The following is a 19,719-nucleotide window of genomic DNA, read 5'->3' on the forward strand; positions in this document are numbered from 1 at the left end:
AAGTTAGGAAGTTATGCATTTGGAGCAATTTTTAAAGTTTTTACTTGTTGGTCTAGCAATTGCTATGCCTGTTGGTGCTATTACTGTCGAAATGACAAAACAAGGATTGAAAAATGGCTTTTTCCACGGCTGGGCAGTTGGCTTAGGCGGTATGACGATTGACTTAATGTTAATCGTAGCGCTCTATTTAGGCTTTGCGCAAGTATTGGCACTACCATATGTACAAATGCCATTATGGATTGTTGGCGCAGGGTTTTTATTTTTATTGGCCTATGATTCGATTAAAAATGCTGACCAAGATATTTCATTGGCAGGAGAAAAGGTCAATAAATCATTATGGAAAACGTATCGCAATGGCTTTCTCGTGGCGTTATCCCCAGGTAATTTAGTATTTTGGGTATCTGTTTTTGGTGTTGTACTAGCAGATTCTTATGCGGCAGATTCTAGTAGCTTTTTAATTGCGGCTATAGGGATATTGGTAGGTATTTTATTACACGATATTGGCCTACTATCAATCGTTGCCCTAACACGTAAGGTGATGAACCGTAAAATGATTCAATGGACGTCGATTATTGCAGGCGTATTGTTGTTTGGCTTTGCTTGTTATTTTTTATACCGCTTCTATGTGGATATTAGAGTTTATATTTAAGTAAAAGACATGTCTGAAAATTACTTTCAGACATGTCTTTTTGCGTAATTAATCGCGATTTCAACTGAAGGGGGAGAGTTTTATTTATTTTCAAAAATGTATGGCTCTACGATAGGGCCTGCTTTAATATATCCAGCGAAAACGGAATAGTTCCCGTCAGCTGTTAATCCTCCATTATAAATATAGCCTGAGTATGTTTTTCCATACCTAGTCTCAGTCACCCACATAGCAGATGTATGAGTTTTAGGTACTGTTCTTGTGACGTAAATTTCGTCCATTGCTTGAGCATTTACTAGCTCTGTATTTTCAGAGGCATAAACATTTGAGAAAGTTGCTGGCATTCCTAAAGTAAAAACTGCAATAACACTCATACATAGCATTTTAAATTTTTTCATTGAAATCTCCTCCATATCAATAGTTTGATTAGTATTTCCATAATTTAATACCTTTGTAATTAATATTTTCATAATAAACAGTTTCCGTCAACTTGAATTGCTATAATGTGAACTTTTCTACCTCTTTTCTTAGCTGATCAGCTATTATATTTAAGTTGCGAGCCCTTTCGGATACCGTTTCAATGCTTTTTAGTTGTTCTTGAGCAGAAGCGGAAACCTGTTCTGTGCCAGCAGATGTTTCAGCGGCAGAGGCAGAAATATTATGAATGACGCTAATGATTTGCTCCTTACTTTGAGTCATTTCTGTTGAAAGATGTTGAACTTCATGAGCGACCTCAATTGTTTCGTCTAATGCAGCTTTAATTGTATTGAAAATATCGCTTGTATCCGTTGCAACTTTCGCATTTTGCTCAACGACTTCAATACTTGTTTTAATTTCTTGTACAGCGCTTTTCGAAATAGCTTGAATTGCTGTAATTTTATTTTTAATATCCTCTGTTGCATTAGAGGTTTGCTCTGACAGCTTTCGAATTTCATCTGCAACAACCGCAAATCCCTTTCCTGCTTCACCGACACGAGCAGATTCAATTGATGCATTCAGTGCAAGTAAATTCGTTTGCGAGGCAATTTCTGTAATCGTATTGACTATACTTGAAATGTCTGACGATGTTTTATCCACCTCTTGGACGATAGCACTAACTTGCTGTGAGGAGTCTCGATTTTTTTCTGACCATATAGAAAGCTGCTGAACTGTGCCTACACCTTGGTTGCTTAAGTCATCGATATGCGCTGTCATTGTGGCAATTTTCTCTGTATGCTCAATCACACGATCAATATTACTTGAAAGTTGGTCTAATTGCTCTGCGCCCTTTTCAGTGTCATGTGCCTGCTCTTCTGTAGAGTTGGCAATTTCGTTAATCGCTAGGTTAATTTCATTGGTTGTTTGCATAGTGTCGTCTGCAATTTGTAAAAGTGCAGTCGATGATTCAACTAGCTTATTACTTGTACCTTGGATATTAACCGTTATATCTCTCAATGCTGAACGCATTGTTGAAATCCCCTTAGCCATATGTCCAATTTCATCTCTATAATTTGCTAGTCTATTTAACTCTGCATTTTCATAGAAATCTAAGTTAGCAGTTTGCTGTAAAGTGGCTTCGAGGTTTTTCAATGCTCGAACGATGCGGTCAATAATCCACCACATTAGCCCCCCAATAACTAAAAAGCTAACACTACCGATAATTATTTGAAAAATTAAAACTGTATCTACGATAGATTTGATTCCGCTTTCAGGAACAGCGATATCCATAACACCGTACAGTTCTCCATTTTTGTAAATGGGCTCCATAATATCATAAGTCCATATACCTTGAACTTCTGCATACCACCTTGTAAATTGCTTTACACCTTTGGTAGCACCGTTGATTGTATATTCGTCTTCATATATTTTTCCTAGTTTTTCAAGGTCACTATGCGCGACAGCTTGAACATTTTTATCAATAATAATTGCATATGTTACATTGTCCTGCTGTACTTTAGCATCTACAAATTTTTGTAATGCGGGAATAGGATCAGCTTCAGAATTTAGAATCGTTTCGGCTTGCTTAGCTATTTCAAAAACTTGTTCTTGTGCTTTCTCAATCAGTACTTCCTGACTCTTTGTGTTTACTATCCAGACGGCTAGGCTAGCATTGAGAACTGAGGAAACTAATAATAGGCCTAAAGTGAAAAAAAGTAGTCTTTTCTTAATGCTTTTCATGATAATATCCCCCTTTATATTTCAGTATTATAGAGGTTTGTCGACAAATAAAAGCATAGACAAACTTTGAAACTTAAAGTTAGTATCATGTAATAATAGGACATTGTCAATATAGATAGTGTCGAAAAAAAGAATATTATGTCTAAAAAGCAGTTCTTTTGATTTACTCATGTGTAAAGCTAGCGTTTAGATTATGTAAATATTCATATAGGTGAGGGGCTGTCCAAAAAGCCGAGCATAGCCGGCATTTTGGACAGTAGCGAGGATGTTTCACAAAATGTTGATTCATCTAAACAGAAAACGCCACTTTTAAAAATGGGATGAACATTGGCTTTAGCAGTGTACTCCTTCAGTAAAAGGGAAGCGACGAAAACATTGATTTCAATGCGATGACAAAACAAAATGAACTTTTCGGACAACTCCTTTAACTTCTTTCAGCAATGTTTACTGCGACGAGTAACTGTAGGAGCAGATGTTTTTTGTACCGATAGCGTGGTGGTGAGTGTCGCAGACTGGGCAGAAAGGCTTGCGAGATGCAGGCCGATTAACCGTTGTCACAGAACATGTCGGTTTTAGGTTAAATTCCAACAAACAACTCAAAAAAATCTGGTCTAAAGTTAGCCGAGGTATCATTGATATTATTTATCTCGCAATAATTCAGTGGGGGATAAGGAAAACCTCCACTGATTGAAGCTTCACTTTATTGCTTTCCTTTAGCCCTAGCCTAATAAATAAAACCCTGATTAAAAGGAAAGTGAAATTTTCATTTAAGCCAATTAGTAAAAAGATAATACTAATCAATAAATAAGCAGAGACATACTGTTGCTATAATTAATTTTCTTCATAGGCGTTGGCATTTTTACTATTGGAATAAAAATAAGCACTCGTCATCAAATAAATCACAATAGAAAGCCCTACAATAAGGTAAAAAGCTTTCATATTGAGCGAATGAATATAGAGTAGATAAATAACAATAAATAATGGCATGACGGCAAATCTTATAAAAGGGTTAGACCATCCTTTTCGTATAAAGACAGCGCCCATTCTAAATGGTAAAAATAAAAGACCAAAAAGAAATACCCCGATTATATTTTGTAGCCATTTCATTTTCAGCACTCCTTTCGTTTGGGTAATAACATCAACAGAACTTAGCTTCGTGTCTAAGGCATTTTCTAATAGTTTTAATGAGATGGTGTCAGGTATACTTTTTTCTAATTCCCATTTAGAAATTGTTTGCCTTGTGACAAATACTTTGTCTGCTAATTGTTGTTGTGTTAGCTGTAATTCCGTTCGTCTGAAGCGAATTTTTTCTCCTAGCTTCATGTTGTACCTCCTTTTTGTACGTTTTCATCGTATATTTCCATATCCTAAAAATACAGCAACAGCAAGCGTTGCGCACGCAACGGAAACAAAAAACATAGAAAAAAGGAACTGTCTGCGGTTATTTCGAGACACTTCCTTTATTATTACTGCCAATATATTTTCACAAAAAATGCCATGAAATATTTGATGCGAGTAGCGTATATAGTTTGATTTTTTAACAAATATTTAATATAGAAATTGAAATATTAAATACCCATTAAAAAAATGTTCTTGCGGTTATTCGTCACAGGGAGCTGTCTAAAAAGAGGGTTTTGTCTAGAAATCGCATGTTAAGGGGGATTTTTGCTTCTTCTCTTTCATTTTGGAGAAACACCGCTAAACCCTGTGTTTCTAGCATTTTCAAAGAAAGCTCTCTCTATTTTAGAGGAGCAAACATTTTCCCAAAACATCATCATTGGCGTCCAAAATGCCGGCTATGCACGGCTTTTTGGACGCCCCTCCCTAATATAATTAGTTATTATTTTAAAATAAATGTAGCGATTTTTTCTACAAGCCCTTCAGTTAATGGCAATGTAGGGTTTGCATATGTTGCAAGATTACTTTCGAGGTCAGCTGGTGCATCCTTTAATACGTGGTTCATCGTTTCAAAATAGAGAACCTCTGCATCGGATTTTGCTGTGTGTAAACGCTCTGCGTCTACTTTTGTTATTTGTAAATCGTTATTTCCTTGAATAATTAATGTCGGCACTTTTAATTCAGCTAGTTTAGCTGCTGGGTCGTATTTTAACCAAGAAATTAAATATGGCTGTACAGATGGGCGGAATAAAGCATATAAATCCTCTGGCACATTATCTACCGTTTCACCTTTTTTCAATTGCTCCAAAATAGTTGAAGCCGTTTCTAATAATGGCTCTGGCAATTGTGCAGTTAGCTGTTCAAACAAAATTTCGTCAATTGGTCGACCAGCGCCGGCAATTGATGTCAGCGATTCAACTGTGGCTGTATGCGCAGCGATAATGCCAACTAATGAACCTTCACTATGACCAATTAAATGGACCGATGAGAAACGAGGGTCTTGTTGAACAAATTCAATAATTTGCTCGACATCCTGTGAGTAATTTGTAAAGCGTAAATCGCCCTCATCTTTAAGTAATTCCATATTATCTCCAACACCGCGTTTATCAAAGCGAATAGATGCGATGCCTTGCTGTGCTAAACCTTCAGCTAGCATTTTTAAGCTGTTGTTTTCACCTATAACGGTGTTGCCGTCCTTAGTTGTTGGACCAGAGCCTGCAATAATAACGGCTACAGGCACTTGTGCAGTCACATTTTTAGGCATTTCTAATGCAACTTTTAATCGTCCATTTTCAACAGGGACTGCTAGTTCCTCGTATGTGACAGCAGGCGGCTCATAAGGCGTTAAAATAAGAGGGAAGGTCATTCCGTTTTGTGAAAAATTCGCTGTAATGCGGTCTTCTTCGATTTTCCCTTCAATGGTCATAGTCGTTCCTGCAATATCGACAACCGCCTGTAATTGCTCTTTATTAGTTGTGAGTGAGCTAACGGGATAGTTTGTTAAACCTTGAGCTGGTACAGAAAAATATGCTTTTCCATCTGCATCAATTTGTAAAATAACCGATAGTGGGCTTTGTGGAATATCAATTTTCCCTGCCCATTGACCGATTGGCAATATGCTTTCCTCCATTTCATTTAATGCTAATATTCTTTCTAAAAACAGAGCGAATTGTCCACGTGTTAACGGCTCGTTTAAGAGAAACTGATTGGAAGTGGTCGTAATATTATTGCTGCTTAATGCCTGTACATACGGATAGCTCCAATGGGATTTCGGAACATCTGAAAAAGATGTTGTTTCGGTTGCTTGTAAATCAAATGCTTGTACTAAAATTTTTGCAATTTGCCCACGAGTAATAGGTGTGTTTGGATTGAAGTTACCATCAGGTTGTCCATCAATTAAGCCAGCCTTATAAGCATTTTGGATTGTTTCATAATAAGAATGCTTCTCTGATACATCAGTAAATTCTTTTCCTTCTCTAATTGAAGGAAGCTCAATTAAGCGCTCTAATACCACTAATACATGCTGGCGCGTAATAGTTTCTTGAGGTCGAAATGTGTTGTCAGAAAAACCTGTAATAGCGCCTTTATCATGCAGTAGATTGATAGCGCTCGCATAAGGGCTTGAAGGTACAATATCACTAAAGTTTGGCTGCTCGGCATACGTCATTGTCGGTAGGACAATAGCGGGTGTAATAGCTGTTGCTGCAATGATTGCTGCAAAATGTTTTTTCTTCATTTCATTCCTACTCCTCTCTATACTTCTATTTTTATGATAAAGGGTTTTCTCTTATGTGAAAAGCAATAGCCATTCATTATTGGAAGATAGGGTCGATATTAATGAAAATAACAATGAGTTTCTATTATAAGTTTAATAGTAAGTAGAAATGGGAAGAGTTAGATGTAAAGGAAGTCTAGGCACAATTCTGCCATAGTTCACAATGTATAGAAGCTTTTCTACAGGGTTATACTTGAAGTAGTTTCTGTAGCCATGCTATGGTTTTAATGTAGGGTAAAAAAATAAAATGAGGTGTTATTATGACAAAGCGTTTAATGCACGTATTGTTAGCAGGAGGGTTAGCGGTATTTGGCCTTGCAGCATGTGGGGGAGATAAGGCGAAGGAAGAGCCATCTACTTCTACAAATGAGCCAGCAGGAGATACTGTAGCAGCTGGAGAAAGTATTGCTAAATCAAAATGTATTGGCTGTCATGGTGGCGATTTAACAGGTGGAATGGGTCCAAATTTACACGGTCTCGCATTGTCTAAAGAAGAAATTGTGGATATTTTAAAAAATGGTAAAGGCGCAATGCCTGCTAATACAGCGCAAGGCGACGAAGAAGCTGTAGCGGATTATATTTTAACATTGAAATAATAAAACGGCAGAACCTAGAAATTGCGGTTCAAGAAAAACCGAACTATGTTACGAAATACTAATTTCTTTAGTCTTTCAGTCATAGTTCGGTTTTTTTAATTCTTCAATTTTAAGAAATACACTTGAATACATTATTTCCATATTCTTTGCACTTTCTTTATCATTATATAAACTAAATTTAGAGGTATATTGTTCTCCGTTAGGTAGTTTTAAATAAAGTATAGCGTATGCTTGTGTTTCTACTTCTTTTGCATCCTTGTAGCTTAGTTCACGCGATATAAATGGAAAATAGGACTTTTTAGATTTGATAAATAAAAAAGGAATTTCTGCTTTTTCGTAAATATCAGCATATTGGGGCTCAGACGCTTCTTCCAAATTTTCTTCAGTAATAAAAATAGCATCATATGATGAAATTCTATTTTTTTGTGCTAGTTGTTCAATTTCAATTTCATCAAAAATAATATTTTTTTCTTGGACATCTAGTGCATTCCCGACGATACCTATTTTTAATGTTTCCCCGCTATAAATTTGGTTTTCATCGTAAGAACATCCCGCAATAACTAAAAATGATATTCCAAATATAAAAATTAAAAGCTGTTTCACAAAACACCTCCCAACCTAACCCATTATACCATTTATGTAAAAAAATCAATTTATATAACGGCTTTAAAAAGTTCCATTTTGTAGTTGATTTAGGGCTCGTCACTTGATAGCGCATCACATTGTGGGGTGACTGTTTTTATTATTTTGAAAAATATGCGAAAGGAAAGCTTAGATGAAACGAATTTTAATGGAACTTCAGTAGAAGAGCCTCTGGCAAACTTTAAAAATTAGGATGTGAGTTTGCTAGAGGCCTAATGGATTACTCTCCGTATGTTAGCGCAAAATTAACCATTGCGGCAATGCCGTATTGGATGGCTTCGTTCTCGAATTCTACTTTATGATTATGCAGTGCGCGGCGTGTATTTTCGTTATCGCTGCCTGTGCCCATTCTGAACATGAAGCCAGGTACTTGCTCTAAAATATAAGAAAAATCCTCGCCTCCCATTGATGGGGCAGGCATATGTACGACCTGCTTCTCGCCTAACAGCTCTGTCGTAACTTGTTCAAACAATTGCAATAACGATGCATCTGATAGAAGTGCAGGGCAGCCATGTTCATAATGTAGGGACGCATTACCACGCATGCTTTCAGCAGTATGTTGAATAATGCGTTCAATAATGGCTGGCATTTGTTCTCTGATGGCTGGGTTTGTTGTACGAACTGTGCCTTTCATTATAACGCTTTCTGGAATAATATTGTGAGCCTCACCACCTTGAATATGCCCAATTGTAACAACAGCTTGCTCTGTTGGTGGGATTTCCCTTGCTACAATTGTTTGTAAGGATGTAAGTACATGACCTGCAATCAAAATAGGGTCAACTGATTTGTGTGGATGTGCAGCATGGCCACCTGTACCTCTAATTGTGATGGTAATATTATCACAGGCAGCGAGCATTGCTCCATAACGAATGCCAATCTCCCCTACTGATAAGTCTGGAGAAGTATGAAGCGCTATGGCTGCGTCAACTTTTGGATTTTCTAATACACCTGCTTGTAGCATCTCTTTTGCTCCGCTCATAATTTCCTCAGCAGGTTGGAACAGTAGCTTAATATTCGCCTTCAGTAAATGCTGATTATCGATAAGCATTTTCGCTGTTCCAAGTAATACAGATGTATGTAAATCATGTCCGCAGGCATGCATAATACCTGAGTGTATAGATTTATAAGGTAAGTTTGTTTCCTCGGAAATAGGTAGAGCATCCATATCTGCCCGTAGCGCTAAAGTTTTTGTTGCATTGGGTGCCTCAATAAAGCCCACAACCCCAGTGCCACTTTCTGCAATTGTATATGGAATACCCCATTTTAATAAATAGCTAGCAACTAGCTTCGTCGTCTCAAATTCCTTATTACTTAATTCAGGATGCTGATGAAGATGTTGACGAACCGAAATCATCTCTTCTGAAATTGTAGATGCTTTTGTGAATAATGACATCGCTTATACCTCGCTTCATAGATTTTGACAAGAATATTATCAGAAGTATAAGAATACTTCAAATTTCCTTGTTGCACGTATTTAGATTTTAACTCCTTTCAGTGGGTGTCCAAACACCGGCTGGCAAAGAGGAGTCTAGTCTAGGCACATCGCATCTTGCGATGTTAGCCCAAGTCTCCGACGGATGTTGCAGATTAGTTAGCCAACGTGTAATTAATAAAAGAATACTGCAATAAAAAATAGCTGTCTGAAAAGACATGTAATAGCGATAGTACATGCTTTTAGACAGCTTTTAATTATAATAATTCTTTGCGTAATTGTGCAGCGGATTTTGGTGATAATAAGCCAAACGGAATGTCAAAAACAGTTTTTGCTCCTTTGTCACCAGCTTTATTTAAGCGGTAGGCTGCACGTGCATATGCAACGATAACACTTGATGTAAAGTTTGGGTTGCTTTCAAGCTTCAAAGAAAACTCTAAAATTTGTTTGTCATTTGCCCCGCTTTCTCCACTGCGAATAACAAATCCACCATGTGGCATCCCCGTATGATTCGATTTGAAGTCCTCTTCCGAAATAAAATGAACTGTTGTGTCATATTCATCAAAATAGTTTGGCATTGTGACAATTTCTTGTTCTATTTTTGCAGCATCAGCCCCTTGTTCTAGTACGACCCAGCATTCACGGGCATGCTTTTCACGTGTCGTTAGCTCGGGATTTTCCCCATTACGTACACGCTCCACTGCATCTTTGATTGGCAATGTATATTGTGCAGCATATTTCACGCCCTTAATGCGGCGCACAGCATCTGAATGGCCTTGACTTAAGCCATCTCCCCAAAAAGTATATGTGGAGCCTACAGGTAAAACTGCCTCCCCGATTAAACGATTTAATGAAAATAAACCCGGATCCCAGCCAACAGAAATAATGCCTATTTTTTCGGATTTTTGTGCAACAGCATCTACAGCATCAAAAAACTGTGGAATTTTTGCATGTGTATCGTAGCTGTCCACGATATTAAACCATTGTGCAAAATATGGGCTTTGCTCGGGTAAATCCGTCGCAGAACCGCCGCATAAAATCATGACATCAATGTCATCCTTATATTCTTTCGCCTCATCTATTAAACATACTTTCGCATTGCTAGCAATCTTCACTGTTGCTGGATCGCGACGTGTAAAAACAGCCACCAGCTCCATATCAGAATTTTGAGATATTGCGTGCTCTACACCGCGACCTAAATTTCCGTAACCTACTATACCAACTCGAATAACAGTCATTTAATATCCTCCTATGTCTGTGTATTTACTAGCAATGAACAAGAAAAACCCGTACTAGCCAAGTAAATGTATGCTTCCAATCATTAAGGATTATACCCTTAATGATTGAAGTTTCACTTTATTATCATACGCTCTGATTTAAAGATTCACAATAGTTCGATTATATTTCGATATTTTTATAAGTCTTAAGTAGCGATTTGCCCAATTAGTAGGTAAGTTCACCCAAAAAATGAATGGATTCGCCCGAATACTCACCTATTTTACCCGCAAAAATCAGCACCCTAATCAAATCGATAAGCGTGTACGACATGTCCATTGCGTCCCGAAGTTGTTTCTGCCTGTGATAAAGAGTTTAAAATGGCTTCTTCAGTCGCTTCTGCTGCCGCGGCAAATAAATGATTCATCACAGGGTGATCTTCACGTAGCTGTGTGCGTGTTTCAAATAACTCATCTGTTTTGTGTGCAATAGTTCGGGCTGTTGTAAAGCCAATAACAATATCTCCACTGCCATGTGAAAAATGGCTGCCTGTTCTGCCAAGACCGATACCGCAGCGTTTAATAACACGTAGCAATTGTCTGCTACTCAACGGTGCATTTGTTGCTAAAACGATGATAATTGAGCCATCTGTTGGGGCAACAGTATTGGTAGCCTGCTGTTGTTTAGGTATGTAATGCGTAGCTAAAAAATCATCCTTGCTCCCAAAATTGCTTAGTACTAAACAACCGACTGTATATTGTATTGCCTCGTTCACTGTGATGATGCGTGATGCTGAACCTATACCACCTTTATAGCCGAAACAAACCATTCCTTTGCCAGCTCCAACAGCCCCTTCGGCAGCAGTGTCTGTCGAAGCGTTGTGAATAGCTTCGATTGCGTGCTTCGGTGTAACAGCACAATGACGAATTGAGTTTAAATTACTATCATTGCATTCGCCAACTACGATATTAATTGTGCCAGTCGTTTTGCCAATAGCTTCATTTGCCTCAAGCATATATTGTAGCGCCCCTTGCGTTACAGCAGGGACGCTCAATGTATTTGTTAACATAATAGGCGACTCTAATATACCAAGTTCATTTACTTGTACAAGTCCCGTTGTTTTTCCAAAGCCATTTAGAACATAGCTTGCTGCTGTTACTTTTTGTTCAAACAGGTTACCAGAATGGGGCAGGATAGCCGTCACACCTGTACAAGCATAATCTCCTTGCTCATTTAAAGGATAATCCAGCGTAATATGTCCAACTTGGACACCATCTACATCTGTAATGCAGTTTTTATCGCCTGTTCGTAATTTTCCAACAATAATACCATGTTCACGCAATTTTTTGCCCATCTCAATGCCCCCTAAATTTTAAACTGATAATAGACTACTATGTTACACATATTTTACAGCATTCAGTTGAAATTGGACGTATCTTTTTGTGTGCTAGGTATAAAGATGAATTTCACGTCAATAATGAAATGTAACACCTAAACTAAAAGCCTCTTTTTCTCTAAATAAAACTAAAATTAAATTTATGCTAATAATGCTTTGGATATAATAGTTATGCACGTTATAATAATGAATAGATAGAGGTGAAATCAGGTCTATTTATTATACAAATATTAGATTTCCGATAAATGGGTAATTAACATATTGGAAGTGGAATAAATTTTTGAATCATGAATACGTTAAGTAATACTAAAATCATAAGTGTCATAGCTACCGAGGAAATACGATAGCTGAAAAAAACTTAAAAACAAAAGGGGAGGTCGCTGCTACTAGACAAGCCACCTATAATTGCATATAGGGCTTTGTCCATATTTTGAGTAGTAGAATGCTCGTGTGGGATTTTTTTAAAAGTCATGGCTTTAAACGCTTTATGATTTTAATAGGTATTGGGGTGGCATTGTATTTAATGCGCAGTATGATTAACCTCATTTTGTTTACGTTTATTATTACATATTTAATGAATCGATTAAGCACAAAGCTAACAAGTGTAATAAAAAAATATGTGCCGATAAAAGAGGCGGTTATTACTATTATTATTTACTTGCTATTTGTAGCAGGGGTTGTTGGTGTTGTTTATAAATATTTACCGATGGTGTCACAGCAACTGACACAGCTTTTCAACTTAATTATGAATTTCAATATTAATCCAAATGAAAATGAAATCACAAAATATTTAGCACCGACAATTGAGAAAATTGAGCTTGACCAATATTTGGAACAAGGTGTTAATTTTATCGTAGAAAATATCACGAATATTGGGAAGCTACTTTTACAAGTGTTAATTGCAGCAATTTTAAGCTTATTTATTATGCTAGATAAAAATCGCATTATTGAATTTACGATGAAGTTTAAAAATAGTAAAATTGCTCCTTTATATGATGAGCTACAGTACTTCTCTAAAGTGTTCATTCGTTCTTTTGGTAAAGTTATTGAGGCGCAGTTTATCATTGCATCGGTAAACTGTATATTATCTGTTATCGTTTTATATTTTATGGGCTTCCCGCATTTAATTGCGTTAGGAATGATGATTTTCGTACTTGGTTTAATTCCAGTAGCAGGTGTAATTATATCTCTAATTCCTTTAACGATTATTGCTTACAGTATTGGTGGCTTCATGTACATTGTCTATATTCTGATTATTGTTACAGTATTGCATGCTATAGAAGCCTACTTCCTAAATCCAAAGTTAATGTCGGCAAAAACAGATTTACCGATATTCTATACGTTTATGGTCATTTTATTTTCCGAGCATTTCTTTGGTGTATGGGGGTTAATTATCGGTATTCCACTATTTATGTTCCTGTTAGATGTGCTTGAAGTGACATCCTCAAAAAATCAGGAGGCTGTCGAAAAAGACTGAGTTAGCGTTTAACAAAACACAAATGAAATGGGGCTGTCCAAAATGCCGTGCATAGCCGGCATTTTGGACAGTAGCGATGATGTTTCACAAAATGTTGATTCATATAAATAGAGAGCGCCTCTTTTAAAAATGGGATGAACATTGGCTTTAGCAGTGTTTCCCTTCAATAAAAGGGAAGCGATGAAAACCTTTATTTCAATGCGGTGTCAAAACAAAGTGGACTACTCCCCTTTATGAAAAACTATGACATAACATGTTCTCTTCCATTTTCAACGTAAGATTCTAGAATAATGCGCCCATCTTTTTTGTAATAAAAATAAGTTTTATGGTCACTTTTTAACTTTATACTAACCATGAAATTTTTACTTCCTTGTAAATTAGAAATAAACGCTTCACTGGAAATAATATCATCCTGCTCTATTTTTTCTTCTGTTATCAAATATTCCACAACATCATCTTCTAAAGTCTTTTTTTGAAGGCTTACGAACAAAAATATACACCCTATTAAAATCAATAAAAAAATCATGAATTTTCTCATACAAATCTCCTTCAATAACAGCAATTAAAAAGTGTGTTGCTCGTTTTCAAATTTTTTAGGCAAATATTTTATAAAAAGCTACCGCTAGCGTCCCAAATATCGGCAACCGCACATCATTTGGGACGCCCATTCTACATAATTTGTTCATACGCTTGAAGTATGAATTGCTTATCGAAAGTATTTTTAAATTCTTTTACCCCATCCATCGCGTACAATATGTCACGCTTGGCATTTTCGTGGTCCCCTTCTTCTAAATAGCATAGCGCACGGACAGCATAGGAACGGTAGAAAATACCTAAATCTGCTGGATGTTGGTGATTTTCAGGGATATACAAATTTTCGAGTAGCTTTTTTGCCTGCGCGAATTGTTGCAACTGTAAATGCGCATAGGCATATTCTCCATTGACAAACATTTTAGCGTCTGCATAAGCTTCCTCAGGTATATCAAAATAATCAATGGCAATCGCTAAAGCTTTTTCATAATCTTGCTCGATTTGATTCGTATAAACGAGCGTTAAAATTTGTGTCGCGATAGCATCGGAGGAATCCTCTAGTGCCGCGGAATAAGCTTTCATTTTCATTAAATAATCATGGCTTTTTTGAGCATCGCCATTGGAGCAATGCAAATAAAATGAAAAGCGATAAAAGTCATTTAAGCGATATAATATTTTTTTCTCTTTCGCTAGTTTTAAAGCGAGTTCTAAATACTCGAATGTTTTTTGGTCATTATATAAAGCAGCATAAACGACAGTAAAATTATAGTAAAAATCAAGCTTACTAAGGTCGTCGATTAAATAATTGTAGCGCTCTAGATATTTTTCCCCTTCTAATAAATAGTCTAACGCTTGCTCGTAGTGATGCATATTAAATCTAATAGCACATAAAAGACTGAAGCAATTGAGCATTTTCGAGTAGGCATGAACATTTTCATACATTTTTGTTAAAGGTGAAAATGGCTCAATAGAAAGGTCAATTTTTAAACGATAGCGTACTCTTAAATAGATTTCTAATAACCGTACTTCCTCATAATGATTTCCCTTCAAGCTCTCGGATTGTATGAATGGCTCAATGAGCTGCAAAAGCTCTTGTCCTTTTATCGTATACTGCTCTTTATTAAATTCCTTTTTTTGCTGCATGAATAGTTGCTCAGCCCGCATGAAAGTATCATGTATTTTTTGGTTATCCTCTGATTGCATGAGTTCAGCAACATCTATCTGAAGCTGGCTGGCGATATAATGTAAGCTCTCCATCGAAGGCTGAGCTTTGCCGTTTTCAATTAAACTGAGCATGCCTTTTGTTAGACGATCTCCTGCTACTTGCGCTAAAGTCATTTTTCGTTCTTTGCGCAGCTCTTTTATTTTTGCACCTATATTCAACATAAGGTCACCTCACTACGTAAGATTATAGCAAATATTATAATGAAAAGGTATTTAATTTAATTAAATTAAACAAATTTGGGTTGATTCGAAGTGTTATAATCGAATAATTTTAAATTTAATTAAACTTATTGTTGAAATTTTAAAAATAATGTTTTAAAATAAGTTTAATCAAATTAAACAAAAGGCGTGATAAAAATGGATGAAAAGTTAAAGTACAAAAAATCAACGTATCATTTGTACACATTCCTTGTGAGTAAAATGATTGGCTCACTTGGTTCTAATGTATATGCATTTGGAATTAGTATGTACATTCTTTCTTTAACGGGTTCTTCTTTGAGCTTCGCAACAAATATTTTATTAAACATTTTGCCAAGAACAATTATTTCCCCTATCGCGGGTCTAATAGGGGACCGCGTACCACGCAAATGGCTTGTAATTGGTGGGCAGGCAGGGGTAGTTTTAACGGTAAGTATTGCACTTTTATACACGTGGATGGTCGATTTATCTTTGACAGTTATTTATTTGGCAACATTTTTTAATAGTGTTTTTAGTTCGTTTTCGGGCGTGGCATTTTCAGCATCTATTGCAAACCTAGTTGATGAAGAACGTCTACAAAAGGCGATGAGCTTTAACCAGTTATCGTACTCTGTTTCAGGTATTGGTGGACCGATATTTGGTGGTATGTTATTTGGTTTTGCATCAATGGAAATGTTTTTACTTATTTTTATTATTGCACAGGCAATTGCCTTGTTATTAGAATCAACAATGAATTTCACACTGCATAAAAAATCTGTGACGCAATCTGAACAGACACAAAAAGAAACAATGCTACAAAGCTTTAAGGCTGGATTTGTTTATTTAAAGCAGAAGCCAGTTGTGCGTGCGATTTTATGGACAGCATTGTGGTTAAATTTATTTTTCACATGTATAAGTGTTGGAATCGGTTTTGTCTTGTTAACAAATTTAAAATTGCAGCCGCAATTAATTGGTATCATCGAGGCGGGAGCCGCAATTGGCATGCTTGTTGCATCGATTTATTTAGCCACTCGTAGCAATTTAAAATTCCCAATGGTTGTTGTCAAACGTTCAACACTATTAATGGCAATTTCAGTTATTATGACAGCAGTACCATTGTTATTTAGCTGGTCCAACACAATAAACTTTATATACTATATAGCATTGATGTTTATCTCTGGTGGGCTTGGTGTTGTGACAAACACGCCAGTAGGGGTGATATTGCAAACATCAGTAGACGAGGAATATAAGGGGCGTGTATTTGGCATTGTGGAAATGATGGCAATGAGCATGATGCCAATCGGAACATTAATATACGGTATTTTATACGATATGCTTCCGGCACAATATATTTTGATTGTAAGTGGGCTGATTTTAGTGCTAATCGTTTTATTATTGCTGCGCCGTTCGGTAATTGAAATGGCACACCCAGAGTTGAAGAATAAAAAGAAATTGAATATTTTAGAGGAAGTAGAAGGGTGAGTAAATGCCCTTCTTTTTTCTTTGGAAATACTTGTATAAAAAGAAGGGTTGAATTATAATATAGAGAACGTATATTCTGTTTGGGGGTTAGTTATGAATCATCAGCAGTTAAAAGAACGAGCGCTATGCATTGCAAAACCACCAAAGAATTTTCAATTAATGTTTGAAGAGGTTGATGCACAGCCTGGGGGAGAATCTTTATTCATTTGGGGAGATGACCAAGAAACTATAAAGGTACAGCTAGATGATGCCGGTACTATAACGAGCTATTTTATTTCAAAGGAAGGTTATAAAGTATCGGTTGGTGATGAAATATCGCTGGAGGAAAGGCGGCAACGTGCTGAGCAATTTTTACTAAAGTACTATCCAAATGCACTCACAGATTTTATCTTTTATAAGGTGGAATCAATTGACGATATTGAGCAATTTTATTATGGGCAACTTGTGATGGATTTACCGCTTGCTAATGCGGGGATAATGGTCGGTCTAGATAAAGCGGGGAATTTGATTGAATTAATGTATATGGGGAAATTACCTGAGCCTAAAATTCCGCATAAGTTAGTTGATACAACGGCATTATACGAAAATGCTAAGAGGCATATACGCATGCGCTTAGTGATTGCTAAAATTGCAGGGCAGCTACGTCTTATTTATGAGTTGGACAATGTGTATCCCGTTTATCAGGCGGATATTTTGGAGCCTGTTATAAATGAGCAGCGAAGCACTATACGCTACAGGGCATTACCGCCATTAGTAGCTACCACTACTAGTTCATTAGAGGAGATACTAGGGATAAATAGCGAGATGCAGATAATTAATGCAACGATATACAACAATGTAAAGAGAATTGTTTGGGCTAAGGAAAAAGTAGCCGGTTTATATGAAGATAACGTGCATGCAAGAATTGATATGAATACAGGACGCCTTCTAAACATAACAAACTTTAAGGCGTATCAAGGTGATTTGCAGCTAAGCGACGAGGAAGCACTGCAAAAGGCAAGCGCATTTTTACAGCTAGCTGTCCCAGAAATATATCCTTATTTACAGTTAGAAATAGATGAAAATAGACAGCCTGCTCAATTTACGTTTCGTATTAGAACAGTGCAAAATATAAATACTCATTTTATGGTCACTGTTATAGTTAATTATTCAACTGGAGATGTGGAATCTTTTCATTGCGGGCGTATTGATTTGGAACAATTACAGCAAGTTTCTAGCATACCAGTCATTTCAGCACAGCAAGCGAAGGACATCTTTTTGGCACATTTGGATTTCCGCTTAGCGTGGGGAATGGGGAATGAAATGGGCAGTTCGATATTATGGTATGACTATTATGATAAAATAACAGGCAATAGGCTGGGGTATATTGATGCGATAGATGGTACGGTCATAACTTTTCAAGATTAGGGAGGGGATATTATGCAGCGTTGCGGCTGGGTAAAATTAGACGAGCCATTGTATGTAGAATATCACGATAATGAATGGGGCAAGCCTGTTTACGATGACCAAAAGCTTTTTGAGATGATTTGCTTAGAAGGGGCACAGGCGGGATTAAGCTGGTGGACGATTTTACAAAAACGCGAAGGCTATCGTGAAGCGTTTGACGGATTTGATGCCGAAAAAATTGTTCGATATACAGATGAGAAATTAGCTGAATTAAAGGAAGATACACGTATTGTACGCAATCGACTGAAAATCGCTAGCGTTGTTACAAATGCACAAGCCTACTTACGCATGCAACAACAGTATGGTTCTTTCTCAAATTACATTTGGCAATTTGTTAATCACGAGCCACTCATTAATCATTGGTCAACGATAAGTGAAGTACCTGTAACAACAGCAATGAGCGATAAAATGAGCAAGCAATTAAAAAAGGACGGCTTTAAATTTGTTGGTAGCACGATTTGCTATTCTTTTATGCAGGCAGTAGGCATGGTGAATGACCATGTACAAGATTGCTTTTGCTATGAAGGAGGAAACAAATGAATAATTTGTATGAACAAGCATTAAATGATTATATATCAGCTACGAATACACATGATTTTACAAATGTTCAACGAATGCTTCATCCAAATGTCGTTTATTGGTTCACAGATAAAAAATGTACAACAATGACTGAAATACAGCATTATTTTGAAAATGCTTGGGAAGCAATTAAAGAAGAAGTATATGAAGCAAGGGATGTTCAATGGCTCATAACAAATCAAGATACAGCCACTTGCTTATATACTTACTGCTATTCCGGTTATTACAATGGGAAGTTTGTTTCAGGGCAAGGGAGAGCAACAAATATTTTTGTGAAAAATAAGAAAAATGAATGGAAGCTAATACATGAGCATTTAAGTAGTGGGCTATAAATAAAGCGCTTGAAATCAAAGTGAAAACAACGATTTCGGGCGCTTCTATTATTAACATTGCATTCAAAAAGACCTTGCTTATGAGTGAAACATTACTTTATTCTCTAACATTTGTATCATATATTATAATTCATAGGTTTAGGGGGCTACGTCATGCTATTGAAGCAACTGAAACAGAATTTCTTAATTATAAATGCAACCGTTTACTTTGATGAGCAGCAATATTTGCGTGAACAAACTAATAATCCTGCTAGAGTTCAGGCATTTATACAGCAAGCAGAGGTACTGCTACAGCAGATAGATAACGAGGAGGAGCAGTACTATTTATTAGGCTCGCTTGGTTATTGTTATCGCATTTTAAATCAAGCTAATAAGGCAATATTTTATTTAGAACAATGCCTAAAAAAAGTAGAGGCAAATCCTGCTCGAAACATGGTTACACTTATTCGATTAGGGGAGGCATATAAATATAACAATCAGCATAAGAAAGCATTAAAATTATTTGAAGATGCACAGGCAATTCAGAGAGCGCACAATATTGAAAATTATGAGGATTTTATTTATCAACACAAGGCAAAATGTTTAATGGAGCTGGGAGACAATGCTCAAGCAAAGGAGCTTTTGAAACTGGCTTTAGCTATTAGAAAGGATAAAGGCATTGACTCGTTAATTACATCTACTGAAAAAGTCCTGCAGCTATTAAAGGAGGAATAA

The 19,719-nt window shown here is 36.6% G+C and carries 18 protein-coding genes; 8 read left to right on the forward strand and 10 right to left on the reverse strand.

Annotated features, from left to right (window positions below; all coding sequences use genetic code 11):
* Positions 1-19: 19 nt before the first annotated feature.
* The gene (locus MHH70_RS13405; RefSeq protein WP_107943404.1) at positions 20-649 is read left to right on the forward strand and encodes a LysE family transporter; all 630 of its coding nucleotides are present in this window, start codon (positions 20-22) and stop codon (positions 647-649) included.
* Positions 650-729: 80 nt separating this feature from the next.
* Here the strand turns inward: MHH70_RS13405 and MHH70_RS13410 are convergent, their stop codons facing one another.
* The 4 genes from MHH70_RS13410 to MHH70_RS13425 all read right to left on the reverse strand — a co-directional run bounded on the left by MHH70_RS13410 (position 730) and on the right by MHH70_RS13425 (position 6,437).
* Complete coding sequence (locus MHH70_RS13410; protein WP_153061606.1) at positions 730-1,044, reverse strand: hypothetical protein; 315 nt, start codon at positions 1,042-1,044, stop codon at positions 730-732.
* A 100-nt stretch (positions 1,045-1,144) separates the two neighbouring features.
* Positions 1,145-2,803 (reverse strand): methyl-accepting chemotaxis protein, encoded by a 1,659-nt coding sequence (locus tag MHH70_RS13415; protein ID WP_342471735.1) that lies wholly within the window; start codon positions 2,801-2,803, stop codon positions 1,145-1,147.
* Between the two features lie 831 nt (positions 2,804-3,634).
* Positions 3,635-4,126, reverse strand: coding sequence for a helix-turn-helix transcriptional regulator (locus tag MHH70_RS13420; RefSeq protein ID WP_066169379.1), 492 nt, complete (start codon positions 4,124-4,126; stop codon positions 3,635-3,637).
* A gap of 517 nt (positions 4,127-4,643) precedes the next feature.
* Positions 4,644-6,437, reverse strand: a complete 1,794-nt coding sequence (locus tag MHH70_RS13425; protein ID WP_342471736.1) for an alpha/beta fold hydrolase — start codon at positions 6,435-6,437, stop codon at positions 4,644-4,646.
* Between the two features lie 299 nt (positions 6,438-6,736).
* Between MHH70_RS13425 and MHH70_RS13430 the strand changes: the two genes are divergently transcribed.
* Positions 6,737-7,072, forward strand: a complete 336-nt coding sequence (locus MHH70_RS13430) for a cytochrome c (protein ID WP_066169377.1) — start codon at positions 6,737-6,739, stop codon at positions 7,070-7,072.
* 75 nt (positions 7,073-7,147) lie between these two features.
* On the opposite strand, the gene MHH70_RS13435 is transcribed toward MHH70_RS13430, so the two are convergent.
* The 4 genes from MHH70_RS13435 to MHH70_RS13450 all read right to left on the reverse strand — a co-directional run bounded on the left by MHH70_RS13435 (position 7,148) and on the right by MHH70_RS13450 (position 11,715).
* Positions 7,148-7,675 (reverse strand): hypothetical protein, encoded by a 528-nt coding sequence (locus MHH70_RS13435; protein ID WP_342471737.1) that lies wholly within the window; start codon positions 7,673-7,675, stop codon positions 7,148-7,150.
* Between the two features lie 259 nt (positions 7,676-7,934).
* The gene (locus tag MHH70_RS13440; RefSeq protein WP_107943399.1) at positions 7,935-9,107 is read right to left on the reverse strand and encodes a M20 family metallopeptidase; all 1,173 of its coding nucleotides are present in this window, start codon (positions 9,105-9,107) and stop codon (positions 7,935-7,937) included.
* Between the two features lie 296 nt (positions 9,108-9,403).
* Positions 9,404-10,384: a diaminopimelate dehydrogenase gene (locus MHH70_RS13445; RefSeq protein ID WP_066169373.1), complete on the reverse strand. Its 981-nt coding sequence runs from the start codon at positions 10,382-10,384 to the stop codon at positions 9,404-9,406.
* Positions 10,385-10,665: 281 nt separating this feature from the next.
* The gene (locus MHH70_RS13450; protein ID WP_342471738.1) at positions 10,666-11,715 is read right to left on the reverse strand and encodes a P1 family peptidase; all 1,050 of its coding nucleotides are present in this window, start codon (positions 11,713-11,715) and stop codon (positions 10,666-10,668) included.
* A 484-nt stretch (positions 11,716-12,199) separates the two neighbouring features.
* On the opposite strand from MHH70_RS13450, the gene MHH70_RS13455 reads away from it, so the two are divergent.
* Positions 12,200-13,234, forward strand: a complete 1,035-nt coding sequence (locus tag MHH70_RS13455; RefSeq protein WP_066169369.1) for an AI-2E family transporter — start codon at positions 12,200-12,202, stop codon at positions 13,232-13,234.
* Between the two features lie 241 nt (positions 13,235-13,475).
* Here the strand turns inward: MHH70_RS13455 and MHH70_RS13460 are convergent, their stop codons facing one another.
* On the reverse strand, positions 13,476-13,772 hold the full coding sequence (locus tag MHH70_RS13460; protein ID WP_342471739.1) for a hypothetical protein: 297 nt from the start codon (positions 13,770-13,772) through the stop codon (positions 13,476-13,478).
* 131 nt (positions 13,773-13,903) lie between these two features.
* On the reverse strand, positions 13,904-15,151 hold the full coding sequence (locus tag MHH70_RS13465; RefSeq protein ID WP_066169366.1) for a helix-turn-helix transcriptional regulator: 1,248 nt from the start codon (positions 15,149-15,151) through the stop codon (positions 13,904-13,906).
* 195 nt (positions 15,152-15,346) lie between these two features.
* Here MHH70_RS13465 and MHH70_RS13470 point away from each other — a divergent pair, with 195 nt between their 5' ends.
* The 5 genes from MHH70_RS13470 to MHH70_RS13490 all read left to right on the forward strand — a co-directional run bounded on the left by MHH70_RS13470 (position 15,347) and on the right by MHH70_RS13490 (position 19,719).
* The gene (locus MHH70_RS13470) at positions 15,347-16,648 is read left to right on the forward strand and encodes an MFS transporter (RefSeq protein WP_107943395.1); all 1,302 of its coding nucleotides are present in this window, start codon (positions 15,347-15,349) and stop codon (positions 16,646-16,648) included.
* 93 nt (positions 16,649-16,741) lie between these two features.
* A complete protein-coding gene (locus MHH70_RS13475; RefSeq protein ID WP_342471740.1) occupies positions 16,742-18,055 on the forward strand; it encodes a YcdB/YcdC domain-containing protein in 1,314 nt (437 codons plus the stop codon).
* A gap of 12 nt (positions 18,056-18,067) precedes the next feature.
* Positions 18,068-18,634 carry a DNA-3-methyladenine glycosylase I gene (locus MHH70_RS13480; RefSeq protein WP_066169360.1) on the forward strand — a complete coding sequence of 189 codons (567 nt, stop codon included), beginning with the start codon at positions 18,068-18,070 and terminating at the stop codon, positions 18,632-18,634.
* Positions 18,631-19,005 carry a nuclear transport factor 2 family protein gene (locus tag MHH70_RS13485; protein ID WP_342471741.1) on the forward strand — a complete coding sequence of 125 codons (375 nt, stop codon included), beginning with the start codon at positions 18,631-18,633 and terminating at the stop codon, positions 19,003-19,005. Before MHH70_RS13480 ends, MHH70_RS13485 begins: the two co-directional genes overlap by 4 nt.
* A 153-nt stretch (positions 19,006-19,158) precedes the next feature.
* Complete coding sequence (locus MHH70_RS13490; protein WP_342471742.1) at positions 19,159-19,719, forward strand: tetratricopeptide repeat protein; 561 nt, start codon at positions 19,159-19,161, stop codon at positions 19,717-19,719.

This window comes from Metasolibacillus sp. FSL H7-0170 (assembly GCF_038593115.1).
GTDB lineage: Bacteria > Bacillota > Bacilli > Bacillales_A > Planococcaceae > Metasolibacillus > Metasolibacillus fluoroglycofenilyticus.

What these genes read in the sequence shown, in the direction of transcription:
- MHH70_RS13425 (WP_342471736.1), bottom strand. Translation starts at nt 6,437, where the DNA reads ATGAAGAAAAAACATTTTGCAGCAATCATTGCAGCAACAGCTATTACA.
- MHH70_RS13415 (WP_342471735.1), bottom strand. Translation starts at nt 2,803, where the DNA reads ATGAAAAGCATTAAGAAAAGACTACTTTTTTTCACTTTAGGCCTATTA.
- MHH70_RS13455 (WP_066169369.1), top strand. Translation starts at nt 12,200, where the DNA reads ATGCTCGTGTGGGATTTTTTTAAAAGTCATGGCTTTAAACGCTTTATG.
- MHH70_RS13420 (WP_066169379.1), bottom strand. Translation starts at nt 4,126, where the DNA reads ATGAAGCTAGGAGAAAAAATTCGCTTCAGACGAACGGAATTACAGCTA.
- MHH70_RS13430 (WP_066169377.1), top strand. Translation starts at nt 6,737, where the DNA reads ATGACAAAGCGTTTAATGCACGTATTGTTAGCAGGAGGGTTAGCGGTA.
- MHH70_RS13440 (WP_107943399.1), bottom strand. Translation starts at nt 9,107, where the DNA reads ATGTCATTATTCACAAAAGCATCTACAATTTCAGAAGAGATGATTTCG.
- MHH70_RS13410 (WP_153061606.1), bottom strand. Translation starts at nt 1,044, where the DNA reads ATGAAAAAATTTAAAATGCTATGTATGAGTGTTATTGCAGTTTTTACT.
- MHH70_RS13485 (WP_342471741.1), top strand. Translation starts at nt 18,631, where the DNA reads ATGAATAATTTGTATGAACAAGCATTAAATGATTATATATCAGCTACG.
- MHH70_RS13445 (WP_066169373.1), bottom strand. Translation starts at nt 10,384, where the DNA reads ATGACTGTTATTCGAGTTGGTATAGTAGGTTACGGAAATTTAGGTCGC.
- MHH70_RS13450 (WP_342471738.1), bottom strand. Translation starts at nt 11,715, where the DNA reads ATGGGCAAAAAATTGCGTGAACATGGTATTATTGTTGGAAAATTACGA.
- MHH70_RS13480 (WP_066169360.1), top strand. Translation starts at nt 18,068, where the DNA reads ATGCAGCGTTGCGGCTGGGTAAAATTAGACGAGCCATTGTATGTAGAA.
- MHH70_RS13465 (WP_066169366.1), bottom strand. Translation starts at nt 15,151, where the DNA reads ATGTTGAATATAGGTGCAAAAATAAAAGAGCTGCGCAAAGAACGAAAA.
- MHH70_RS13475 (WP_342471740.1), top strand. Translation starts at nt 16,742, where the DNA reads ATGAATCATCAGCAGTTAAAAGAACGAGCGCTATGCATTGCAAAACCA.
- MHH70_RS13490 (WP_342471742.1), top strand. Translation starts at nt 19,159, where the DNA reads ATGCTATTGAAGCAACTGAAACAGAATTTCTTAATTATAAATGCAACC.
- MHH70_RS13460 (WP_342471739.1), bottom strand. Translation starts at nt 13,772, where the DNA reads ATGAGAAAATTCATGATTTTTTTATTGATTTTAATAGGGTGTATATTT.
- MHH70_RS13470 (WP_107943395.1), top strand. Translation starts at nt 15,347, where the DNA reads ATGGATGAAAAGTTAAAGTACAAAAAATCAACGTATCATTTGTACACA.